The 18,209-nt window shown below is 56.5% G+C and carries 14 protein-coding genes; 3 read left to right on the forward strand and 11 right to left on the reverse strand.

Annotated elements, in window-relative coordinates:
* A partial coding sequence (locus tag HEQ61_RS11070; protein ID WP_209315899.1) for a hypothetical protein occupies nucleotides 1–244 on the forward strand: 244 nt, incomplete at its 5' end.
* A gap of 376 nt (nucleotides 245–620) precedes the next feature.
* Here HEQ61_RS11070 and tldD read toward each other — a convergent pair.
* From tldD to HEQ61_RS04460, 5 genes are all read right to left on the reverse strand, one after another.
* Nucleotides 621–2,051: a metalloprotease TldD gene (gene tldD / locus HEQ61_RS04440; RefSeq protein ID WP_168019839.1), complete on the reverse strand. Its 1,431-nt coding sequence runs from the start codon at nucleotides 2,049–2,051 to the stop codon at nucleotides 621–623.
* 101 nt (nucleotides 2,052–2,152) lie between these two features.
* Entirely contained in the window at nucleotides 2,153–4,882 is a 2,730-nt protein-coding gene (locus HEQ61_RS04445) for an ATP-binding protein (protein WP_168019842.1), read from the reverse strand.
* A gap of 2 nt (nucleotides 4,883–4,884) precedes the next feature.
* A complete protein-coding gene (locus HEQ61_RS04450; RefSeq protein ID WP_168019844.1) occupies nucleotides 4,885–5,934 on the reverse strand; it encodes a COX15/CtaA family protein in 1,050 nt (349 codons plus the stop codon).
* A gap of 33 nt (nucleotides 5,935–5,967) precedes the next feature.
* Nucleotides 5,968–6,663 (reverse strand): cytidylate kinase-like family protein, encoded by a 696-nt coding sequence (locus HEQ61_RS04455; RefSeq protein WP_322099190.1) that lies wholly within the window; start codon nucleotides 6,661–6,663, stop codon nucleotides 5,968–5,970.
* A 179-nt stretch (nucleotides 6,664–6,842) separates the two neighbouring features.
* Entirely contained in the window at nucleotides 6,843–7,640 is a 798-nt protein-coding gene (locus HEQ61_RS04460; RefSeq protein WP_168019848.1) for a protein phosphatase CheZ, read from the reverse strand.
* Between the two features lie 374 nt (nucleotides 7,641–8,014).
* On the opposite strand from HEQ61_RS04460, the gene HEQ61_RS04465 reads away from it, so the two are divergent.
* Both HEQ61_RS04465 and HEQ61_RS04470 read left to right on the forward strand, forming a co-directional pair.
* A complete protein-coding gene (locus HEQ61_RS04465; RefSeq protein WP_168019850.1) occupies nucleotides 8,015–8,452 on the forward strand; it encodes a CidA/LrgA family protein in 438 nt (145 codons plus the stop codon).
* A complete protein-coding gene (locus tag HEQ61_RS04470; RefSeq protein WP_322099191.1) occupies nucleotides 8,449–9,174 on the forward strand; it encodes an LrgB family protein in 726 nt (241 codons plus the stop codon). Before HEQ61_RS04465 ends, HEQ61_RS04470 begins: the two co-directional genes overlap by 4 nt.
* An 8-nt stretch (nucleotides 9,175–9,182) precedes the next feature.
* Here HEQ61_RS04470 and HEQ61_RS04475 read toward each other — a convergent pair whose 3' ends face one another.
* From HEQ61_RS04475 to HEQ61_RS04500, 6 genes are all read right to left on the reverse strand, one after another.
* Nucleotides 9,183–9,776, reverse strand: coding sequence for a lipocalin family protein (locus HEQ61_RS04475; protein ID WP_209315638.1), 594 nt, complete (start codon nucleotides 9,774–9,776; stop codon nucleotides 9,183–9,185).
* Between the two features lie 93 nt (nucleotides 9,777–9,869).
* Nucleotides 9,870–11,975, reverse strand: coding sequence for a phosphate acetyltransferase (gene pta, locus HEQ61_RS04480; RefSeq protein WP_168019852.1), 2,106 nt, complete (start codon nucleotides 11,973–11,975; stop codon nucleotides 9,870–9,872).
* A 12-nt stretch (nucleotides 11,976–11,987) separates the two neighbouring features.
* Nucleotides 11,988–13,202 carry an acetate/propionate family kinase gene (locus tag HEQ61_RS04485; RefSeq protein WP_168019854.1) on the reverse strand — a complete coding sequence of 405 codons (1,215 nt, stop codon included), beginning with the start codon at nucleotides 13,200–13,202 and terminating at the stop codon, nucleotides 11,988–11,990.
* A gap of 63 nt (nucleotides 13,203–13,265) precedes the next feature.
* A complete protein-coding gene (gene pflA, locus HEQ61_RS04490; protein ID WP_066131936.1) occupies nucleotides 13,266–14,048 on the reverse strand; it encodes a pyruvate formate-lyase-activating protein in 783 nt (260 codons plus the stop codon).
* Between the two features lie 25 nt (nucleotides 14,049–14,073).
* A complete protein-coding gene (pflB, locus tag HEQ61_RS04495; RefSeq protein ID WP_168019859.1) occupies nucleotides 14,074–16,332 on the reverse strand; it encodes a formate C-acetyltransferase in 2,259 nt (752 codons plus the stop codon).
* A 57-nt stretch (nucleotides 16,333–16,389) separates the two neighbouring features.
* On the reverse strand, nucleotides 16,390–18,192 hold the full coding sequence (locus HEQ61_RS04500) for a carbon starvation protein A (RefSeq protein ID WP_168019861.1): 1,803 nt from the start codon (nucleotides 18,190–18,192) through the stop codon (nucleotides 16,390–16,392).
* Between the last annotated feature and the right edge of the window lie 17 nt (nucleotides 18,193–18,209).

Raw genomic sequence — 18,209 nt, forward strand, 5'->3', positions numbered from 1 at the left:
CGACGAGGGCATGACGCTGCGCAGCAAGGTCTTGCTTGTCAGTAGAGCAGCGCGCGTAACCAATCGTAATATTCTTCATGTCATAAGATGTACGTTAGACGTACCGTTACTGCAATTTTTATCGTACCATTCAATTGATAAAGAAAACCTCCCGTTATTTACCGATATGTGTACTGAGTGGGTTTATGATGATGAACCGTCCGCACAACGATCCTCTTACGGACAATCTCACAGACTTCTCTGAAGAACAGCGCAGCCAGGCAATGCGCCGGTTTGCGCTTCTCCGGCCGCATCAATGAACTCGCCATGATCACTGAAGATGTCGTCGATGCCGCAGGACAGGCCCTCGTCATCGGGAACGCCAAATAGCAATCAAAATTCAAAGCCATTTAGCGATCAAGGTCACACACATGGTACGTAAGAACCAAATGCCAGTACCTATGCGACGAGAAAGTTCACAACGCACATAAGACGAGTGCCATCAGAAAGGGGCTTGATACAAACAATACATCTATGGAGTGCGAATCCATACTCAAGACAATGAAGACTTGGGATCAACACCCGGGTTACAATAGGCACTACCATTGCAGTGCAGAACACATACTACCAAAAGCACCGAATTACCCACCTGTGCCACCAACAGTCAGGCGCTCTACTTTCAAGGTTGGTTGCCCAACGCCACAGGGAACCCCCTGGCCATCCTTGCCACATGTGCCAATTCCCGCATCAAGCTCCACATCATTGCCGATCATGGAGACACGCGTAAGAACATCGGGCCCATTGCCAATCAAGGTTGCTCCCTTGACCGGAGCCGTCAGCTTGCCGTCTTCAATTTTCCAGGCCTCTGTACAGGCAAAGACAAACTTTCCAGACGTAATATCGACTTGGCCACCGCCAAAATTAACGGCAAAGAGGCCCTTTTTCACACTTCGGATAATTTCCTCCGGCTCGTACGAGCCACCCAGCATGAAGGTGTTGGTCATACGCGGCAGGGGCTTGTGGGCATACGACTGCCGACGCCCGTTTCCGGATGAACGAACCCCCATCAGGCGGGCGTTCATCCGGTCAAACAAATAACCTTTCAGAATGCCATCTTCGATCAAAACATTACGGGCTGAAGGCGTACCTTCGTCATCAATCGTGATCGACCCGCGCCGGTCCGGCAAAGTTCCATCATCAACCACAGTCACACCAGGAGCTGCCACACGCTGCCCCATCAGCCCGGAAAAGGCCGACGTCTTCTTGCGATTGAAGTCTCCTTCCAGGCCATGCCCGACAGCTTCATGCAAAAGAACACCCGGCCACCCACATCCCAGAACAACCGGCATTTCACCGGCAGGGGCATCAACGCTTTCAAGATTGACCAATGCCTGATTCAGGGCACGCTCTGCCGCAGTCTTCCAAGTTTCCTCTTCCAGCAGCCAGTCGTACTTGATACGCCCACCCTGCCCCCATGAGCCCGTTTCACAACGGCCATCTTTCTCGACCATAACGGTGATGCTCAGGCGCACCATCGGACGAATATCAGCGGCCTCACCGTCTGGACGCATGATATGAACAGCCTGCCAGGACGCACCCAAGGAAGCCATAACCTGGCGAACACGCGGATCACGCCCCCTGAGATAGGCATCAATCTCTCCCAGCACCCCAACCTTGACTGAAAAAGGAACCGGCGAAAGGGGGTTCTGATCTGTATAAAGAGATTGGTTTGTCCCCACAGGTGGCGCAGCAAAGGTCCCGGAATAACCACCACGTACAGCCGAAACAGTGGCCGCTGCGCGACGCAAGGAGGCTTCATCCAAGGTCGATGCATGAGCGTACCCTGCTGTCTCCCCCACGATGGCCCGCAGACCAAACCCCTGTGCTGTATCAAAGGAAGCGGAACGAATACGCCCATCATCCAGCGAAACGGATTCAGACTGCCTGTATTCCAGATAAAGCTCTCCGTCATCAGCCCCGGACAATGCCTCAGAAACGATACTGCGCGTTGCATCTTGGTCGAGCCCGGCACGAGAGAAGAACAGATCTTCGGTAAGGGCACGATCAACCATGGCGAAAACTCCGGTCCAAACGTCAAGAACGCCCACACTATGTGCGTTTCCCAGCAAAATCACCAGCCCGGAAAATAACAAAAAAGCGCTTCTGGATAAACTCAGGCTCCCTGAACAAGCCTATCAGGGGGAAGCCATACGCGAACCTCGGTCCCTTTACCCGGCGCACTGACCAAGGATAATGTCCCCCCATGCGCCTCCACCAAGGAACGGGACAAGGGCAGCCCCAAACCCGTTCCCTGATGTCGGCGCGACAAACTGCTGTCAATCTGACCAAACGGGGCCATGGCAACGGCAATATCCTCGATCCGCATACCAATGCCGTTATCAGAAACCGTTATCGTCATACCATCCGCAGAAGGGTACAAGGCAGTAACGGTCACAACACCGCCTGAAGGAGTAAACTTGATCGCGTTGGACAACAGGTTCAGCAGGACCTGACGCAGGCGTCGCGCATCTCCCCTGATGGACAGGAGATCTGAGGGGATATCTGTGCGCATTGTCAGCCCTGCGGCAGACAGCTGGCCCTGAAGAAGACGGATTGTTCCATCAATCAGGTCAACCGGTTTTATCACATCGTCATCAAGCGTCAGATGCCCGGCCTCAACCTTGGCTGTATCAAGTATATCATTGATAATAGAGAGAAGATGCTGCCCTGACTCCTTGATACTGGCCGAATAGTCCTTGTACTGGGGTGCGGTATGGGTACCAAGAATCTCACTGGCCATAACATCGGAGAAGCCGATAATCGCATTCAGCGGCGTCCTCAACTCGTGACTCATATTTGCCAGGAAAAGAGACTTTGACCGGCTGGCAGCATCCGCCTGCTCCAAGGCTGCCCTGAGGTGCGTTTCTGTCTCAACGTGGGTAATCCGGGCCCCGATCCACAGGGCCAACAAGCGCGCAAACTCAAGGTCGGCGGGCTGCAGGCAATGTCCTGTCTTTCCCGGACCACGAAAGAACAAGATACCCCACGTGCGTCTGCAAGCCACAACACGCACAGCCAGACAGGCTTGACCTGTCTCCTCCTGTGTACAGCTTGGCACAAGAATTTCCTGCCCTTCCAGAACATCAGACAACGACATTCCGGCGCAGGATACAACCTGTCCCACCTTCAGATCATCATGCCTCCCAACCACGTAGTCCGAAATCAGGACATCGCCCTGACAACGCGCAAGACAGGCACCGGTCATGTCAAAGCGCTTGCACCCAAGCTGCAAGAGGGCTGGAACCTTCTCGGCCATTCCTTGGTCCGGATCACTGCTGATCTTGTGTAGCTCACGCAAATCAGCCTCTGACGACAACAAGGCCAACTCGGCCGCTTTTCGTTCCGAGATATCGGTAAACGTCATGACCGTCAGCCCCTCAGGCGTCCTGGTTTCTGTCATCAGGACCCACAAAGAATCCCGGAAGCAACGTTCACGTGGACGGGAGCGTTGGCCGGAAGCATCTCCGGGATCACGGTCGTGACCGTCTGATGCAGAAGCAACCGAGACAGGCTGCTCAAGAGCATCAAGCAAGGCTACGACTTCGGCATAATGAATGCCGGGTACAACACGTTTGGTCAGTGACGGGAAAAGCAACCGGAATGCTTGATTACAAATCAGAAGACAGTCTTGGCTGTCCCAAAGAAGGAAACCTTCGGATACCCGGTCCAAGGCTTCGGCCAAACGGCTTTCAACCGTCCTTTTATGCTCGAGGGTTCGGGCGGTAAATTCTTCTTCCATCCGATCGCGCGCATTGCGAAGATCACGTTCCAGGCGCTTCATGGCCGTAATGTCCGTAATGGAAATGAAGAAACCCCGCACGGCAGCCCGTTCAAAAACAGGCTGTAATTCGACCCTGACGCAGCGCACTCCGTCAGGGAATGACCAGACCCCCTCGGAAACCGCAGACAACCCATCCAGAGCGGCCACAACAAGATCAGAAACCTGGGCGTAGTTCTCACCCAGATGAAATTCAAAATTCTCCCCGGCCAGAAGGTTGGTACCAACCGGAACGGAGGATGTCCCAAAAGTGCCAAACCAGCGGCAATATTCGGCTGTTGCAAAAACATAATGCTGGCGATGGTCAACCCGGGCAATCATTGCCGGCAAAGGACCCGTAATATCCTGCAGGGAGCAAGACAACGCGCTTATACTTTCCTCCATATGGCGACGCAGCGCCCCTTCCCTCACCAGAAGCTGGCGATCGTGTCCCCGGGCCCGCCAGAACACGACACAGATTGCCAGAACAATCAGGAAGACAACACCAAACCCTGCCCCAACGCACCAACGATACACTCGCAAAAAGATCTGTTGTTCATTCAGGGCTGAGCTGGCATCCAGACGCAACAGAACCCCGCCAACAAGACTACCGTCACGACGCTCCAAAGGAAGTGCGGCAATAATTTCCACAGACGTACCATGATCCTGCAACCAAACGGACTTGTATCCACGCAAGGCCGAAGACAGCCACAAGGGATCAGAGGAAAGATCAGGCAAGGCAGGAGCTGCATCCGGGATAACCGCAGACCCATCTGGATAAACCACCACAACGGCTGTCACGGGAAGATGATGAATCTCCCTCATGACAAGACTGTACACAACCAAGGCAAGATCATGCGAAAGTTCTGCGGGAGCCTGTGTCTGTGAGGACCATCCCTCCAGAGCTGAACTCAGGGCCGGCAAAGACCCCCAGACTTCCTGTAGGGACAACTCCAACGCCAGTTCACGCACCCTGCGTTCTGAAAGCGAAAGAGATACGAGAGCAGCTAATACGACAAGACACAGGGAAAAAAGCGTTGCGAGCCGCAAACCCCATGCCTTGCCCTGCTGCCCGTCAACACTCATTATCACCCACGCACAAGCCGAAAAATAAGGGTTACACACAGGCCTACCAAGACAACAGCCATCGCCTGATGCACGATACCAAGGCTGACAGGAACAGCCAGAAGCAAGGTTGTAATACCAAAACCAAGCTGTACACAAACAGCAAGAGCCAAGGCGAGAGCAAGATAACGGACAGGCTTGGTCAATGATGTGGCCCAAAGTTTCCATGCAACGACGCAGGTCACCACAACCGTACAAAGCGCCAAAGCCCGATGTATAAACTGTACCGTTGCAACATTCGCCACCAGATTATACCACCAAGGATCCTGCACCCACGCCCCCGGTGGAACAATATGCCCATCCATCAGGGGAAAGGTGTTGTAGGTCAGCCCTGCATCAAGGCCCGCAACAAAAGCTCCCCATGTCATGGTCAGCATAATCATGCCAAGGCACAGCAAGGAACCGCGTACGGCACCCTCTGGTGCCGGAGAGAAGACGGTGGGAACGGTACGGTCCAAGGCCATCCACAACAGGGCTGCAAACAGGACAACAGCCAGCATCAAGTGCGCAGCAAGGCGATAGTGGCTGACATCCGGACGGTCAACGAGGCCCGAGGCAACCATGAACCAGCCCAGTGCTCCCTGCAGACCACCAAGAACAAAAAGCCCGAGGATACGGCGCAACACACGACGATCCACGAGACCACACGCTACAAACACAAGCAGCGGGACCATCACCACAACACCTACCAGCCGCCCCACAAGGCGGTGAACATATTCCAGCCAGAAAATACCCTTGAACCCGGCCAGATCCATACCCACATTACGCTGCGTGTACTCGGGAGATGCCTTGTACAGCAGGAACATCTCCTGCCATGCGACCTCATTCATAGGGGGCAGGACGTCAAGAGGCCTCCACTCCACCATAGAGAGTCCGGACTGCGTCAGCCGGGTTGCCCCCCCCAAAAGCACCATGCAAAAAACCAGGGCGCAGAGAGACCACAACCAAATCTGGACTGACCGATCCCCGATATTCCCAGCCACTTCCAGAGTGGCTGCATGATTCCTCGCCATCAATCCCCCCAAACCCCACATGTCAGACAATGATCAGCCCTGCATTTGATGGCAACGGGCAATCCCCTCATAGGCCGTTGCAAGTAGACGAACAATAGTGTCCACGTCATCCAGGCGTGCCGTGTTCAGAACCAGATCAAACGCCGCCGGATCATCTGAACGGGCTCCGAACATATCTTTCAGAAAACACAAACGCGCTGTATCCGCCTGCAGAACCTGTTGGTCGGCAATGGCCTCCGACACGGCATTACGCTCGGCGATCCTCTTGATCCGCACAGCCCGCGGAGCAACAAGCTTCAGACGAAGGGCACAGGAATCCTCCAGAACAAGGTGTGCACCACGTCCGAGAATAACGCCACCAACCCTGGATAACCCCAGAAAGATATTCACCAAGTGGGTCCGCCAAGCATCCTTGGAAAGATCTTTCCCCTTCAAAAGCCCCACCAGCCATAAATCGCTGGCACGCCCCACGCTTTCATCCAGCATTTTCGCCGTCTCCTGATCAACATCAAGGCGGCTGGCAATCTTGCCAATCAAGGCGCGATCATACAGGGGAACCTGCAAATGAGCAGACAGAGCCTCTGCGACCTGGCGCCCCAATGCCCCATGTTCCCTGGAAATCGTAACCACCGGGCGCACCGGACGCCCGGCAGCCGAGTCTGCCTTGATACGGCTCGCAGACATCAGGGCCTGCATGGCAGCATGCACATCGGTCATCACAAACCCCACACCCTGTCATCCCCGTCGGGAGCAAAGACGGAACGAAAACACCCCTGCTGAAACAAGGGCAACCCCAAGGCACGGAGTATACCTGACACACGGGGAATGCGCCAAGAAAAGCCAAGCAAAAAACCGGGGCCTCCACAGCCCCGGTTCAAGCAAACGTACGTAGCCGGATAACAGGATATTCAGCCAAACAGCTTGTCGATATCGCCCTGAGAAATCGCTCTCTCGGCCATCTGTGGTCCGTTAAGCAGGCGACGCTCGTCATCACCGGCCGGCGTATCGGGCATTTCAGCCAGAAGCTCTTCAAAGGTTTCCTGCCCCCAGATATTAATCATCTTGTCGATACGCTCTTCAACAAACTTCAGCGTGCTGACGACCTTGTTGATGCGCTGACCGGTGATATCCTGGAAGTTGGCATGCTCGAAAATTGACACAACATGTTCGCTGATATCTTCGGCGAGATGGGCGAAGTAAGCATCATCGGCCTTGGAACGCAGGTTCTGGGCGGCGTTGTCGATCTTTTCGGCCGCTTCCAGAATACCATCGGTCGCCCGCTCGGTTGCACCGACAACGGCATCCAGTTCACCGGCGACAATATCAAGCCGATCAGAATCCCCGTCACTGGTCCGCAACTGCGCAATTTCGCGTTTCGTCTCCTGAATGGAGTTGGCCAAAGCCCGCAACTCCATCTTCAGAATGCGCACCTCGGTGCGCTGACGCTCAAACTCCTGCACCAAGGGATCCTCGGGATCGGGCTCCCCGTCGGCGGCCTTTTGCTCGTCTTCCGGCGGAATAACATATGTTCTGAGGAGATGACTGAGGTGACTGACCTCATTCTTCAGGGCGGAAACCTCTTCACGCATTTCAGGGTCAGAGGCAGCAACAACAGCGCCACCGGCAGGGGAAGCGTCACCGCCATAGCGGTTACGCAGCTGAACCTCTGCGGTGAACATCTTGCGCGGGGAACGCCCTTTGTCCATTCCTGCCCTCATCCAGTACTGAATTCGGTCAAGTCACTCTGCCCATACCGATAAGGAAACCACCAAAAGGCCCCACTCGCCATGGACCAGAATAACCGGCACACCCCGACGACAGGACATACTTCCCGACCGCTTTGTGCATACCGAGGGATACCGCACTTTTCCAAACCCCGGCAAGGCTGCAGACCCGGATGTGTCCATCCGGACCACGTAACCTGCCTGCAAATAATTCTGCTGACAAAAAACACGTGGCAACACAAAGCCAAAGCTTGCTTTTTCTCATGTCATTTAGGGCTGGAAAACAGGGCAGCCAACATGCCAGCATGGTTACGGTTTCACCTGTACAGCAACAGAAGCAAGAGAATCCGACACCCATGACCCCAGGTTTTATTGCAATCCTCGTTGTTTGCCAGCTTGCGGGGGAAGCCTTGGCCCGCATAGCCCGCATTCCCGTGCCGGGCCCTGTTCTTGGTATGGTTCTGTTGTTTTCCGGGCTTCTGGTGCGTGGCTTTCTCCTGCGCAGGGGTGGACTGGCCGATCCTCCACCGGAGGGCTTACAGTCCACGGCCAATGCACTTTTGCGACATCTTGGCCTGTTATTTATCCCCGCAGGGGCAGGAGTCGTAACCTTGGCACCACTGCTGGCCCTGGAATGGAAGGGAATCACACTGGCGGTCGTGGGATCAACACTTCTGGGCCTGATTGTTACGGGCCATGTCATGCAGGCAATGACACCCCGTACACGCTTCTCTGCAGAACCCCATGGCGGGCCGGAGTCCGGTCATGACGTACAGGAACAGCCTCCCTCATGATGTCCACGCATATCACCAACGTCTGGAATGACCTCAGCACAAGCCCCCTGACAGGACTGGCCATCACGCTGTTAGCTTATGTTGCCGGCTTGTGGATCTTCGAGAAAAGTGGACGGCGGGCCATTCTGAATCCCGTTCTGACGGCCATGCTGCTGCTGGTCGGAGTCCTCAAGATCAGCAATATCAGCTACGCCGATTATTTCAGTGGGGCACAACTCATCCATTTCCTGCTGGGGCCAGCTACCGTGGCACTGGCTGTCCCGCTTTACAACCAGCTGGGACGCGTGCGCCGCTCCCTGCGGGCCCTTGTCGTAGCCATAGGCACAGGCTCAGTCTGTGCGGCCGGCAGCGCCATTGCTCTGGCATGGGCAGCCGGTGTCAGCCCCGTCTCCCTCGCATCCATAGCACCAAAGTCCGTCACCAGCCCCATAGCCATGGGAATCGCCGAGCAGATCGGTGGTTTGCCTTCCCTGGCGGCGGTTATTGTTATCCTGACCGGCATCCTGGGGGCCGTAGTTGGCCCCGGGATCCTGCGCCTGACCGGGGTTCGTGACCGTCGGGCCTGCGGTGTAGCCATGGGCACGGTGTGCCACGGCGTCGGAACAGCACGTGCCCTTCAGCACAGCGAAGTCAGCGGCGCCTTCTCCAGCCTGTCCATGGGCCTCAACGGCTTGGCCACAGCCATTATCCTGCCGATTTTATGGGTTCTTTTTACCGGGTAACAGAACCATCAGGGAATGGGAGGCTGTTGGGTAAGCACCAGCTTCGAGACCGGGTATCCCAGACGTTCTGCCTTGGCCTTGAGGGTCTCGTACTGGGATTTACTCATCGTCGGGGTGCGCGACAGTATCCAGAGATAGCGCCGGTCAGGAGAACCAACGACGGACCACCGATAGCCTGCGTCAAGGGCAAGGACCCAGTACGCTCCTTCGGTAAACGGAAAAAAGCTGACAAACAGACGGGATCCATCGGGCTGTAAGGGATCGAGACGCGCGGTCCCCTTTGCTTCCCGCTCCCGTCCACGGAAAGACTCGTGCAGGCAGCGGTTTGTCACCTCTATGGTTCCGTCAAAAGTCTTCTCGTACTTGGCTGTGGTTGCCACACACCCCTCCTGGAACGGAGCAGGCAACGAGGCAATTTCGTACCAGGTTCCCATATAGCGATCCATGTCAACCGGGCCAGCCGTTGGCGGAGCGTTCACGGGAGGAACTTTCGGGCCACACCCGGCAAGCAGGCCAGAAACCACGACAGCTACAAATCCGTACCGCTTCATCGCAACACCCTCCACCCGGTTCAGCAGGATCACGGTAGAGAAGACGCTCACCGGAAATCAATGGCTTTATCAGGAAGAAACCAAAAAAGAGCCGGGTTCAAACCAAACCCGGCCCTGATTTATCTCAATCCGTATTCCCTGGCGTCAGGCACCGGATTCAACCGGTCGCGCCGCAGCCTGAATAGCCGTCAGGGCAATTGTATAAACAATATCGTCCACCAGAGCACCACGGGACAAATCATTGACCGGCTTGCGCAGGCCCTGAAGCATCGGACCGACACTGACCACACCGGCAGAACGCTGGACAGCCTTGTATGTTGTGTTGCCGGTATTCAGATCCGGAAAGACAAAAACCGTCGCGCGCCCGGCCACCGGACTGTCTGGGGCCTTGCTCCGGGCCACACTCTCAACACTGGCCGCGTCGTACTGCATCGGACCATCTATGGTCAGGTCCGGACGACGGGAGCGGGCCAGCTCGGTCGCTTGCCGCACCTTCTCGACATCATCGCCACTACCCGATGTTCCCGTTGAATAGGAAATCATCGCCACACGGGGATCGATGCCAAAAGCCCGCGCGGAATCCGCCGACTGAATGGCAATATCGGCCAGCTGCCCGGCATCGGGGTCTGGATTGATGGCACAGTCGCCATAAACCAGAACCTGGTCCGGCATCAGCATGAAAAAGATGCTGGAGACAATACTGGCACCCGGTGCTGTCCGAATTAACTGAAGTGCCGGGCGCACCGTGTTGGCTGTTGTATGAACGGCACCGGATACAAGGCCATCAACCTCGTCCAGGGCAAGCATAACAGTTCCCAACACAACAGTATCTTCCAACTGTTGCGCTGCCTGGGGTGCGGTCAATCCCTTGCCCTTGCGCAGCTCGACCAGCGGGTCCACATAACGGTCACAGACAGATTCCGGATCAACAATTTCCAGTCCCTCGGGCAGTTCCAGACCACGCGCAGCCGCCACTTCGCGGATACGACCCGGATTACCCAACAGAACACAGCGGGCAATTCCCTTGCGATGGCAGATCACCGCGGCCTCCAGGGTCCGGGGTTCATCACCCTCGGGCAGAACAATCCGCTTGTCGGCCTTCCGGGCTTCCCGGATCAGACGGTAACGGAAGGCGGGAGGCGACAACCGAAGCTCGGAAGGCTCACCGATGATACGCCGCAAAGGCCCCGTATCCAGACGGCTTGCCACGAAATCAATCACCTGCTCCATCTGCTCGAAGTCATCGGCAGCAACCCCGCTGGCCAGACGGGACAGGGCAGAAGCTACAGCAAAGGTATCTTCCTTCGCCATAACAACCGGCAGGGTACCGGAGCTGGGGGGCATCACCAGATCAGCAACCCGTGGCGACAACGTCCCGCCACCGGTCAACAGAAGTCCGGACAAGGGCACGCCCCTCTGGTTGGCAAGAGCTGTAGCCAAGGCAATATCGCCACGGTCACAGTGGCTGACGACCAGAGCACCAGGCCCAAGGCGGGAAATACAGGTCTCGGATTCACCGGCGGCCACAACGATATTGCGGACCCGTGATGTTTCCAGAGACCCATGATGCAGCACCTTCAGATCCAGGGCACGCACCACATCAGACAAACGGGGAGCCAGTAACCGTGGCTCCCAAGGGACAATACCGATCAGCGGGATTGAAACATCGGCCTTCTCCATGGCAACCCGCAAGGCCGAAGCATCAACATCTGCCGCATGCTTGTTGACCAGAACCCCGACCGGGGAACGGTCTGCAGCGGGAAGGCGAACAGCCTTGGCCACAGAAGCAGCCAAGGCATCCAGACCTTGGTTCTGTCCGGGGACAACAACAATCCGACCGGCATCCAGGCTGCGACACATGGCCGCGTTGAGAGCCGTTGCCATACCGCTGCCATTCAGGGGCAGCAGCCCTTCCAGGACAACAACGTCAACACCGGCAGCCACCGCCTCAACAATAGAAACCACATCTTCCATCAGACCGTCGATGTCGCCGGCCGTAAAGCGGGTTTCCGCAACATCGAAAGGTATAGAAGACGCCACTTCGGCAAGACAAAGCTGACGGGCAAACTGGGCAGATGGATCAGCCAGGTCCCCCTCGGAAACAGGTCCAGAAGAGTCCGGCTGAGCCACCGGCTTGGCGAAGGCAACCTTCAGACCACTGCGCTGAAACGCGCGGGCCAGCCCCAAAGCAGCAGAGGTCAGCCCTGCATCGCGGGTTGTTGCCGAAAGAAAGAACGTTTTGGAGGACATCGGTACTCCCCCTTATGCCAAGCCGGAAGAAGACGAAACCAGCGCCAAGGCATCGCTGGCGATCATCCATTCCTCGTTGGTTGCCACAACAGCCGCCACCGGCTTGCTACCGGCAGAAATCACACCGGCCTTGCCCCGTACCGCGGCCTCATTTGCTGCGGTATCCAGTGTCAGGCCGAAAACCCCCAAGCGGGCGATGGTATCACGGCGGATCAGCGACGAATTCTCACCGATCCCACCCGTAAAGACCAAAGCATCCAGCCGCGGCAAGGATGTTGCCAAAGCTCCGACCGTGCGTGCCAGACGATGCACAAAAACAGCCAATGCCAACCTGGCTCCTTCATGACCTTCGGCTACCGCCTGCTCTAGGGTCCGGCAGTCATTCGACAGGCCCGACAACCCCAGCAACCCACTTTCACGGTTCAGGACACGATCGATCCCGTCCAGATCCAAGCCCTCACAACGGGCCATATGCAGAACCGCACCAACATCGATATCACCGCAGCGGGTTCCCATCACCAACCCCTCCAGGGGTGTCATCCCCATGGAAGTGTCGACGCTCTGCCCATTCAGGACAGCCGCTGCCGATGCCCCGTTACCAAGGTGCGCAATCACAATGCCGTGATCATCGGGATCCAACCCCAGCATGGCAACTGTCTGTGCAGCCACAAACCGGTGGCTGGTTCCGTGGAAACCGTACCGCCGTACACCATGCTGGCTATAGAATCGCTGCGGCACAGCATAGGCAAAGGCTGTTTCCGGCATGGTCTGATGGAAAGCCGTATCAAAAACAGCAACATGTGCAACACCCGGCAAGGCTGCCATCGCCGTGCGAACACCCAGAAGATTGGCTGGATTATGCAGGGGGGCCAGCGGGGTACAGGCCTCGATATCGGCCAGAACTTCGGGCGTAATCACAACCGAAGTACAGAACCGTTCACCCCCATGCACAATACGATGCCCAACCGCTGTGACACGCCCCAGAAGCCCCTGCTCTCCCAAAACCCCCAAAATAAACGCCAGCGCCGCATCATGACCCGGCCCGGACAAGGCTACCGTCTGGCTTTCTCCATCGTGGATCCGGTATTTCAGACGGGCCTCCGGGCTTCCCAAGCACTCTGCAAGACCTGACAGCTCAGACTCCTGGCTGCTTCCGGCAAAAACCGCGAACTTCAGCGATGAACTACCGCAGTTGATGACCAGAACCAGATTTTGGGTATCGCTCATAACAAAAACTCGCCTCGTCGCAGGGCCGGCGCAGAATGATGATCCGGCCGGAACAGAAAAAAATCAGTAAACGGTCAAACCATACGCCGCAAAACGCTTGCGTGCAGCATCAGTTTGCTCCGCTGTCGGAACCGGAGTATCAGCCAGGGGATAGTCCATATCAAGCGACTCCCATTTGGAAGCACCCAGCTGATGAAACGGAAGAACTTCAACGCGTTCAACCGCTGAACCAAGTGAGACCAGAAACTCTCCCAGACGGTCGATATCCGCAGCCCCGTCGGTCACACCGGGAACCAGCACATACCGAATCCACATCGACTTGCCAAGTCGAACCAGGCGACGGGCAAAATCAAGGGTCGGTTGCAACGGCTGTCCGACAAGACGTTGGTAGGCATCCGGATCGCTGTGTTTGATGTCCAACAAGACAAGATCAACCGGATCAAACCAGTCATCATCCACATCGGCATGCAGGAACCCCTGCGTATCCAGGGCACAGTGCAGGCCAAACTCATCTTTCAGGCGCCGCAGCAGGGCACCGGCAAAAGCCGCCTGCATCAGCGGCTCTCCGCCAGACAAGGTCACCCCGCCGCTGCGCTTGAGAAAACGGGCATAGGGGCTGACCTCGGCAACCGCCTCATCCAGTGTGACAAGGCGGCCGTTATGCAGTTTCCAGGTATCCGGATTATGGCAATACGAACACCGGAACAAACATCCTGACAAAAACAGAACGACGCGCATCCCCGGTCCGTCAACCGCCGCCCCGGTTTCCACCGAATGCAGATAGCCACAGGGATGATCCCCACCGGGAGCAACCGGAACATGGGGGCGGGTCAGGGACATAGGCATACGCATCATTCTCCGGGTAACAAGTTTACATGGCGCCGTGGAAAGTGCGGTTGATCACATCAAGCTGCTGTTCACGGGTCAGCTTGACGAAGTTCACCGCATAGCCCGACACACGAACGGTCAGCTGTGGGTACAGCTCGGGATGTTCCATGGCCTCGATCAGCGTATCGCGATTGAAGACGTTGACGTTGACATGGAAACCACCTGCTTCCGCAAAACCATCCAGGCAGCCGGCCAAGTTGGCGGCCCGCTCGTCCGGAGTACGGCCAAGGGCATCAGGCGTTGCCGAAGCCGTCCAGCTGATGCCGTCCAGAGCAGCGTCATATGGCAGCTTGGCAACCGAAGCACCCGCAGCCACAAAGCCCTTGGTATCACGCCCGTTCATCGGGTTGGCACCCGGGGCGAACGGCTCGCCGGAACGACGCCCGCACGGGGTATTCCCGGTTTTCTTGCCGTATACCACGTTGGACGTGATGGTCAGCACAGACTGTGTCGGCATGGCATTGCGGTAGAAGACTGGCTGGGCTGCCACCTTCTTCATGAAGGTTTCCGTCAGCCAGATCGCAATGCTGTCAACCCGGTCGTCGTTGTTGCCATACGCCGGGTAGTCACCCTCGATCCGATAATCAACGGCCAAGCCGCGCTCATCACGAACAACATGAACCTTGGCATGACGAATGGCAGACAGGGAGTCCGCCGCAACAGACAGGCCGGCAATACCGCAGGCCATGGTCCGCAGGATATCACGGTCATGCAGGGCCATTTCGATCCGCTCGTAGGAATAGCGGTCGTGCATGTAGTGAATGCAGTTCAGAGCCTTGACATACGTCACAGCCAGCCAGTCCATGGTCTTGTCGAAACGTTCCATGACTTCGTCATAGTCAAGGACATCGGCCGTGATCGGCTCCATGCCCGGGGCTACAGTCTGGCCGGTCTTTTCGTCAACACCACCGTTGATCGCGTACAGCAGGGCCTTGGCAAGGTTGGCGCGCGCACCAAAGAACTGCATCTGCTTTCCAATGCGCATGGCAGAGACACAGCAGGCAATGCCATAGTCATCGCCCCACTTCGGACGCATCAGGTCATCGTTCTCGTACTGGATAGCGCTGGTATCTGCTGAAACCTTGGCGCAGAACAACTTGAACCCTTCGGGCAGGCTGGTGGACCACAGGACCGTCAGGTTAGGCTCCGGAGCCGGACCCAGGTTGTACAGGGTATTCAGGAAACGGAAGCTGTTGCGGGTAACCAAGGGACGCCCGTCTTCAGCCATGCCACCAACGCATTCTGTCACCCATGTCGGGTCACCGGAGAACAGCTGGTCGTATTCCGGTGTACGCAGGAAGCGGACAATACGCAGCTTGATCACCAGATCGTCGATCATCTCCTGGGCCTGCTCTTCGGTCAGGGCACCGGCTTCGATATCGCGCTGAATGAAAATATCGAGGAACGAGGACACACGGCCGAAGGACATGGCCGCACCGTTCTGTTCCTTCACAGCCGCCAGATAGGCCATGTAGGTCCACTGGATGGCTTCACGGGCATTGGCTGCCGGACGGCTGACATCAAAGCCATAGCGGGCTGCCATCTCCTGGAGCTCGCCAAGGGCACGCCTCTGTTCGCTCAACTCTTCGCGCAGGCGCAGCACGTCCTCGGTAAAGCTGTGGTTATCCAGCTCATGGAACTCACGCTGCTTGTCCTGGCGCAGGAAATCGACGCCGTAAAGGGCAACACGACGATAGTCACCGATAATGCGGCCACGACCATAGGCATCGGGAAGGCCGGTGATCACACCGCTCTTGCGGGCAGCCAGAATATCGGGGGTGTAGGTATCGAACACGCCCTGGTTATGGGACTTGCGGTACTTGGTCCAGACGTCCTGGACAGCCGGATCAATTTTGAAACCATAAGCCTCAAGACCGCTCTCGACCATACGCAGACCCCCATTGGGCATGATAGCCCGCTTCAGGGGGGCATCGGTCTGCAACCCGACAATGATCTCATTGTCCTTGTCGATGTAGCCAGGGTCATGGGCCAGGATGGAAGACGGACGATCCGCAGAAACATCCAGCACACCCTTTTCGCGCTCAAGCTTCAGCAGTTCGCCAAGCTTGTCCCACAATGCCTTGGTCCGTTCTGTCGCACCGGCCAGAAAGCTGTCATCGCCTTCATAAGGGGTGACGTTACGCAGGATAAAGTCGCGCACATCGACCTTTTTTTGCCACTCACCATCCCGGAAACCGGACCAGCACAGGGCAAAGGCATCGTTTTTGGATTGAACACTCATTACTATCTCCTTTGGAGCAGCCCGGGCAGCCAACACAAGACTGCCCGGGTAACCGGTCTATTCGGCCGCAGCGGGTCCGAATGCCGGGGCTTTTGCAGCCCGCAGCATTTCGGCCCACTTGCCAATGGCCGAAATCAGGATCACGACCCCAAGTCCCATCATGATAAGCGAGAGACCTGCATTAAACGGGCTGTAACCCCTTGCCATTTCATTCAGATAAACGTTCTCTATCATCCAGAAAGCAGCATAGTTGACGGTGACAAACAGGTACGCCAAGGGCACCAGGCAGGTCAGCACATAGATGCGCTTCTGCGAGAGCCTCAGGATAATAGTTGCACCGATAATCAGACCCACGGTGGCCATCAGCTGGTTGGACACCCCGAACAGGGCCCAAACCGAGTTGATATCACCGGAGTTAAGAAGGTATCCCCAGGCCAGGCAGGCCAACGCACTGGCACCAATGGCGCCCGGAGCCCAGTCAATCCGCTTCAGGGGTGCCCACAAGCTGCCGCCGAAATCCTGGATCAGGTAACGGGCAACACGGGTCCCGGAATCAACCGCCGTAAGGATAAAGACGGCCTCAAACATGATCACGAACTGGAAGAAATACGACGACAGGGTCGAGAACCAGGGGATTTTCGTGAAGATGTACGTCATGCCAACGGCCAAGGTCACCGCACCACCGGTACGCCCGGCCAAGTCAATGCCAACAGCCTCGGACAAGCGCGGCAGTTCGACCACATCCATGCCCAGCGCCGCGAACACTTCCGGCTTTGCATTAATGGCGAAATAATCCGCCACAGGCAGGGAAGTTGCAGCAACCAGAGCCATAACCGCGACCAGGCACTCTACCAACATGGCACCAAAAGCAACCGGACGAATATCAGACCACTTGTCCACCAGCTTCGGCGTTGTTCCTGAGCCAATGAAGGCATGGAAACCAGAGATCGCACCACAGGCAATAGTAATCGAAATAAAGGGCCATACCGGACCGGACAGAACCGGACCGCCACCATGAATAAACTGGGTAAAGGCAGGGAATTGAATCGTCGGGTTGATGAACACAACACCAACAACCAAGGCACCAAACACCCCGATTTTCATGAAACTGGACAAATAACCACGTGGGGTCAGCAGCAGCCAGACAGGCAGTGCACTGGCAAAGAATGCATAGATCGGCAGCGACAGGGCGACCGTGTCAACATGCAGGCTGAGCCATTCACCAACCAGCGTGCCCTGAATATAAGGACCAGCCACCACAGAGGCCAAGATTCCGATCAACCCTGCCCATGTCGCTGCACGGGCATGTCCCGTAATCCGCTCGAACAGGCCAACAAAGATGGCAATCGGTACCGTCATGGCCACGGCAAACGTCCCCCAAGGGTTCCGTTCCAGGGCATGAACCACGACCATCGACAAACCGGACATGGTAATGGTGATAATAAACAGCATGGCCAGACCGGTACACACACCGGCAACGGGACCAAGCTCGGCCTTGGCAATTTCAGACAGGGAAGTTCCGTTATGCTTCATCGAAGCAAAAAGAACGACCGTGTCATGTACAGCGCCACCAACGACAACGCCGACCAGCAGCCATACAAAACCAGGGAAATAACCAAACTGGGCCGCCAGAACCGGACCAACCAGGGGACCAGCAGCGGCAATGGCAGCAAAGTGCTGCCCGGCATTCACCCATTTACGAGTCGGCACATAGTTCCTGCCATCGGCAAGCTTGTGAGCCGGCGTGATCTGTGAATCATCTGCGCCCAGAACGTTCTTGACGATAAAAACACCGTAAAAACGATAACATATGGCAAGAACACAGATGGCCAAGATCACGAAGGTCAGGGCATTTTCCATAGACTTTCTCCGTGACC

This window comes from Haematospirillum sp. H4485 (assembly GCF_012102745.1).
In the GTDB taxonomy this organism is placed as follows: Bacteria; Pseudomonadota; Alphaproteobacteria; order Rhodospirillales; family Rhodospirillaceae; genus Haematospirillum.

Coding starts and splice junctions, on each gene's coding strand:
- tldD (WP_168019839.1), bottom strand. CDS start 2,051: ATGGTTGATCGTGCCCTTACCGAAGATCTGTTCTTCTCTCGTGCCGGG.
- HEQ61_RS04445 (WP_168019842.1), bottom strand. CDS start 4,882: ATGAGTGTTGACGGGCAGCAGGGCAAGGCATGGGGTTTGCGGCTCGCA.
- HEQ61_RS04450 (WP_168019844.1), bottom strand. CDS start 5,934: ATGGCGAGGAATCATGCAGCCACTCTGGAAGTGGCTGGGAATATCGGG.
- HEQ61_RS04460 (WP_168019848.1), bottom strand. CDS start 7,640: ATGGACAAAGGGCGTTCCCCGCGCAAGATGTTCACCGCAGAGGTTCAG.
- HEQ61_RS04465 (WP_168019850.1), top strand. CDS start 8,015: ATGACCCCAGGTTTTATTGCAATCCTCGTTGTTTGCCAGCTTGCGGGG.
- HEQ61_RS04470 (WP_322099191.1), top strand. CDS start 8,449: ATGATGTCCACGCATATCACCAACGTCTGGAATGACCTCAGCACAAGC.
- pta (WP_168019852.1), bottom strand. CDS start 11,975: ATGTCCTCCAAAACGTTCTTTCTTTCGGCAACAACCCGCGATGCAGGG.
- HEQ61_RS04485 (WP_168019854.1), bottom strand. CDS start 13,202: ATGAGCGATACCCAAAATCTGGTTCTGGTCATCAACTGCGGTAGTTCA.
- pflA (WP_066131936.1), bottom strand. CDS start 14,048: ATGCCTATGTCCCTGACCCGCCCCCATGTTCCGGTTGCTCCCGGTGGG.
- pflB (WP_168019859.1), bottom strand. CDS start 16,332: ATGAGTGTTCAATCCAAAAACGATGCCTTTGCCCTGTGCTGGTCCGGT.
- HEQ61_RS04500 (WP_168019861.1), bottom strand. CDS start 18,192: ATGGAAAATGCCCTGACCTTCGTGATCTTGGCCATCTGTGTTCTTGCC.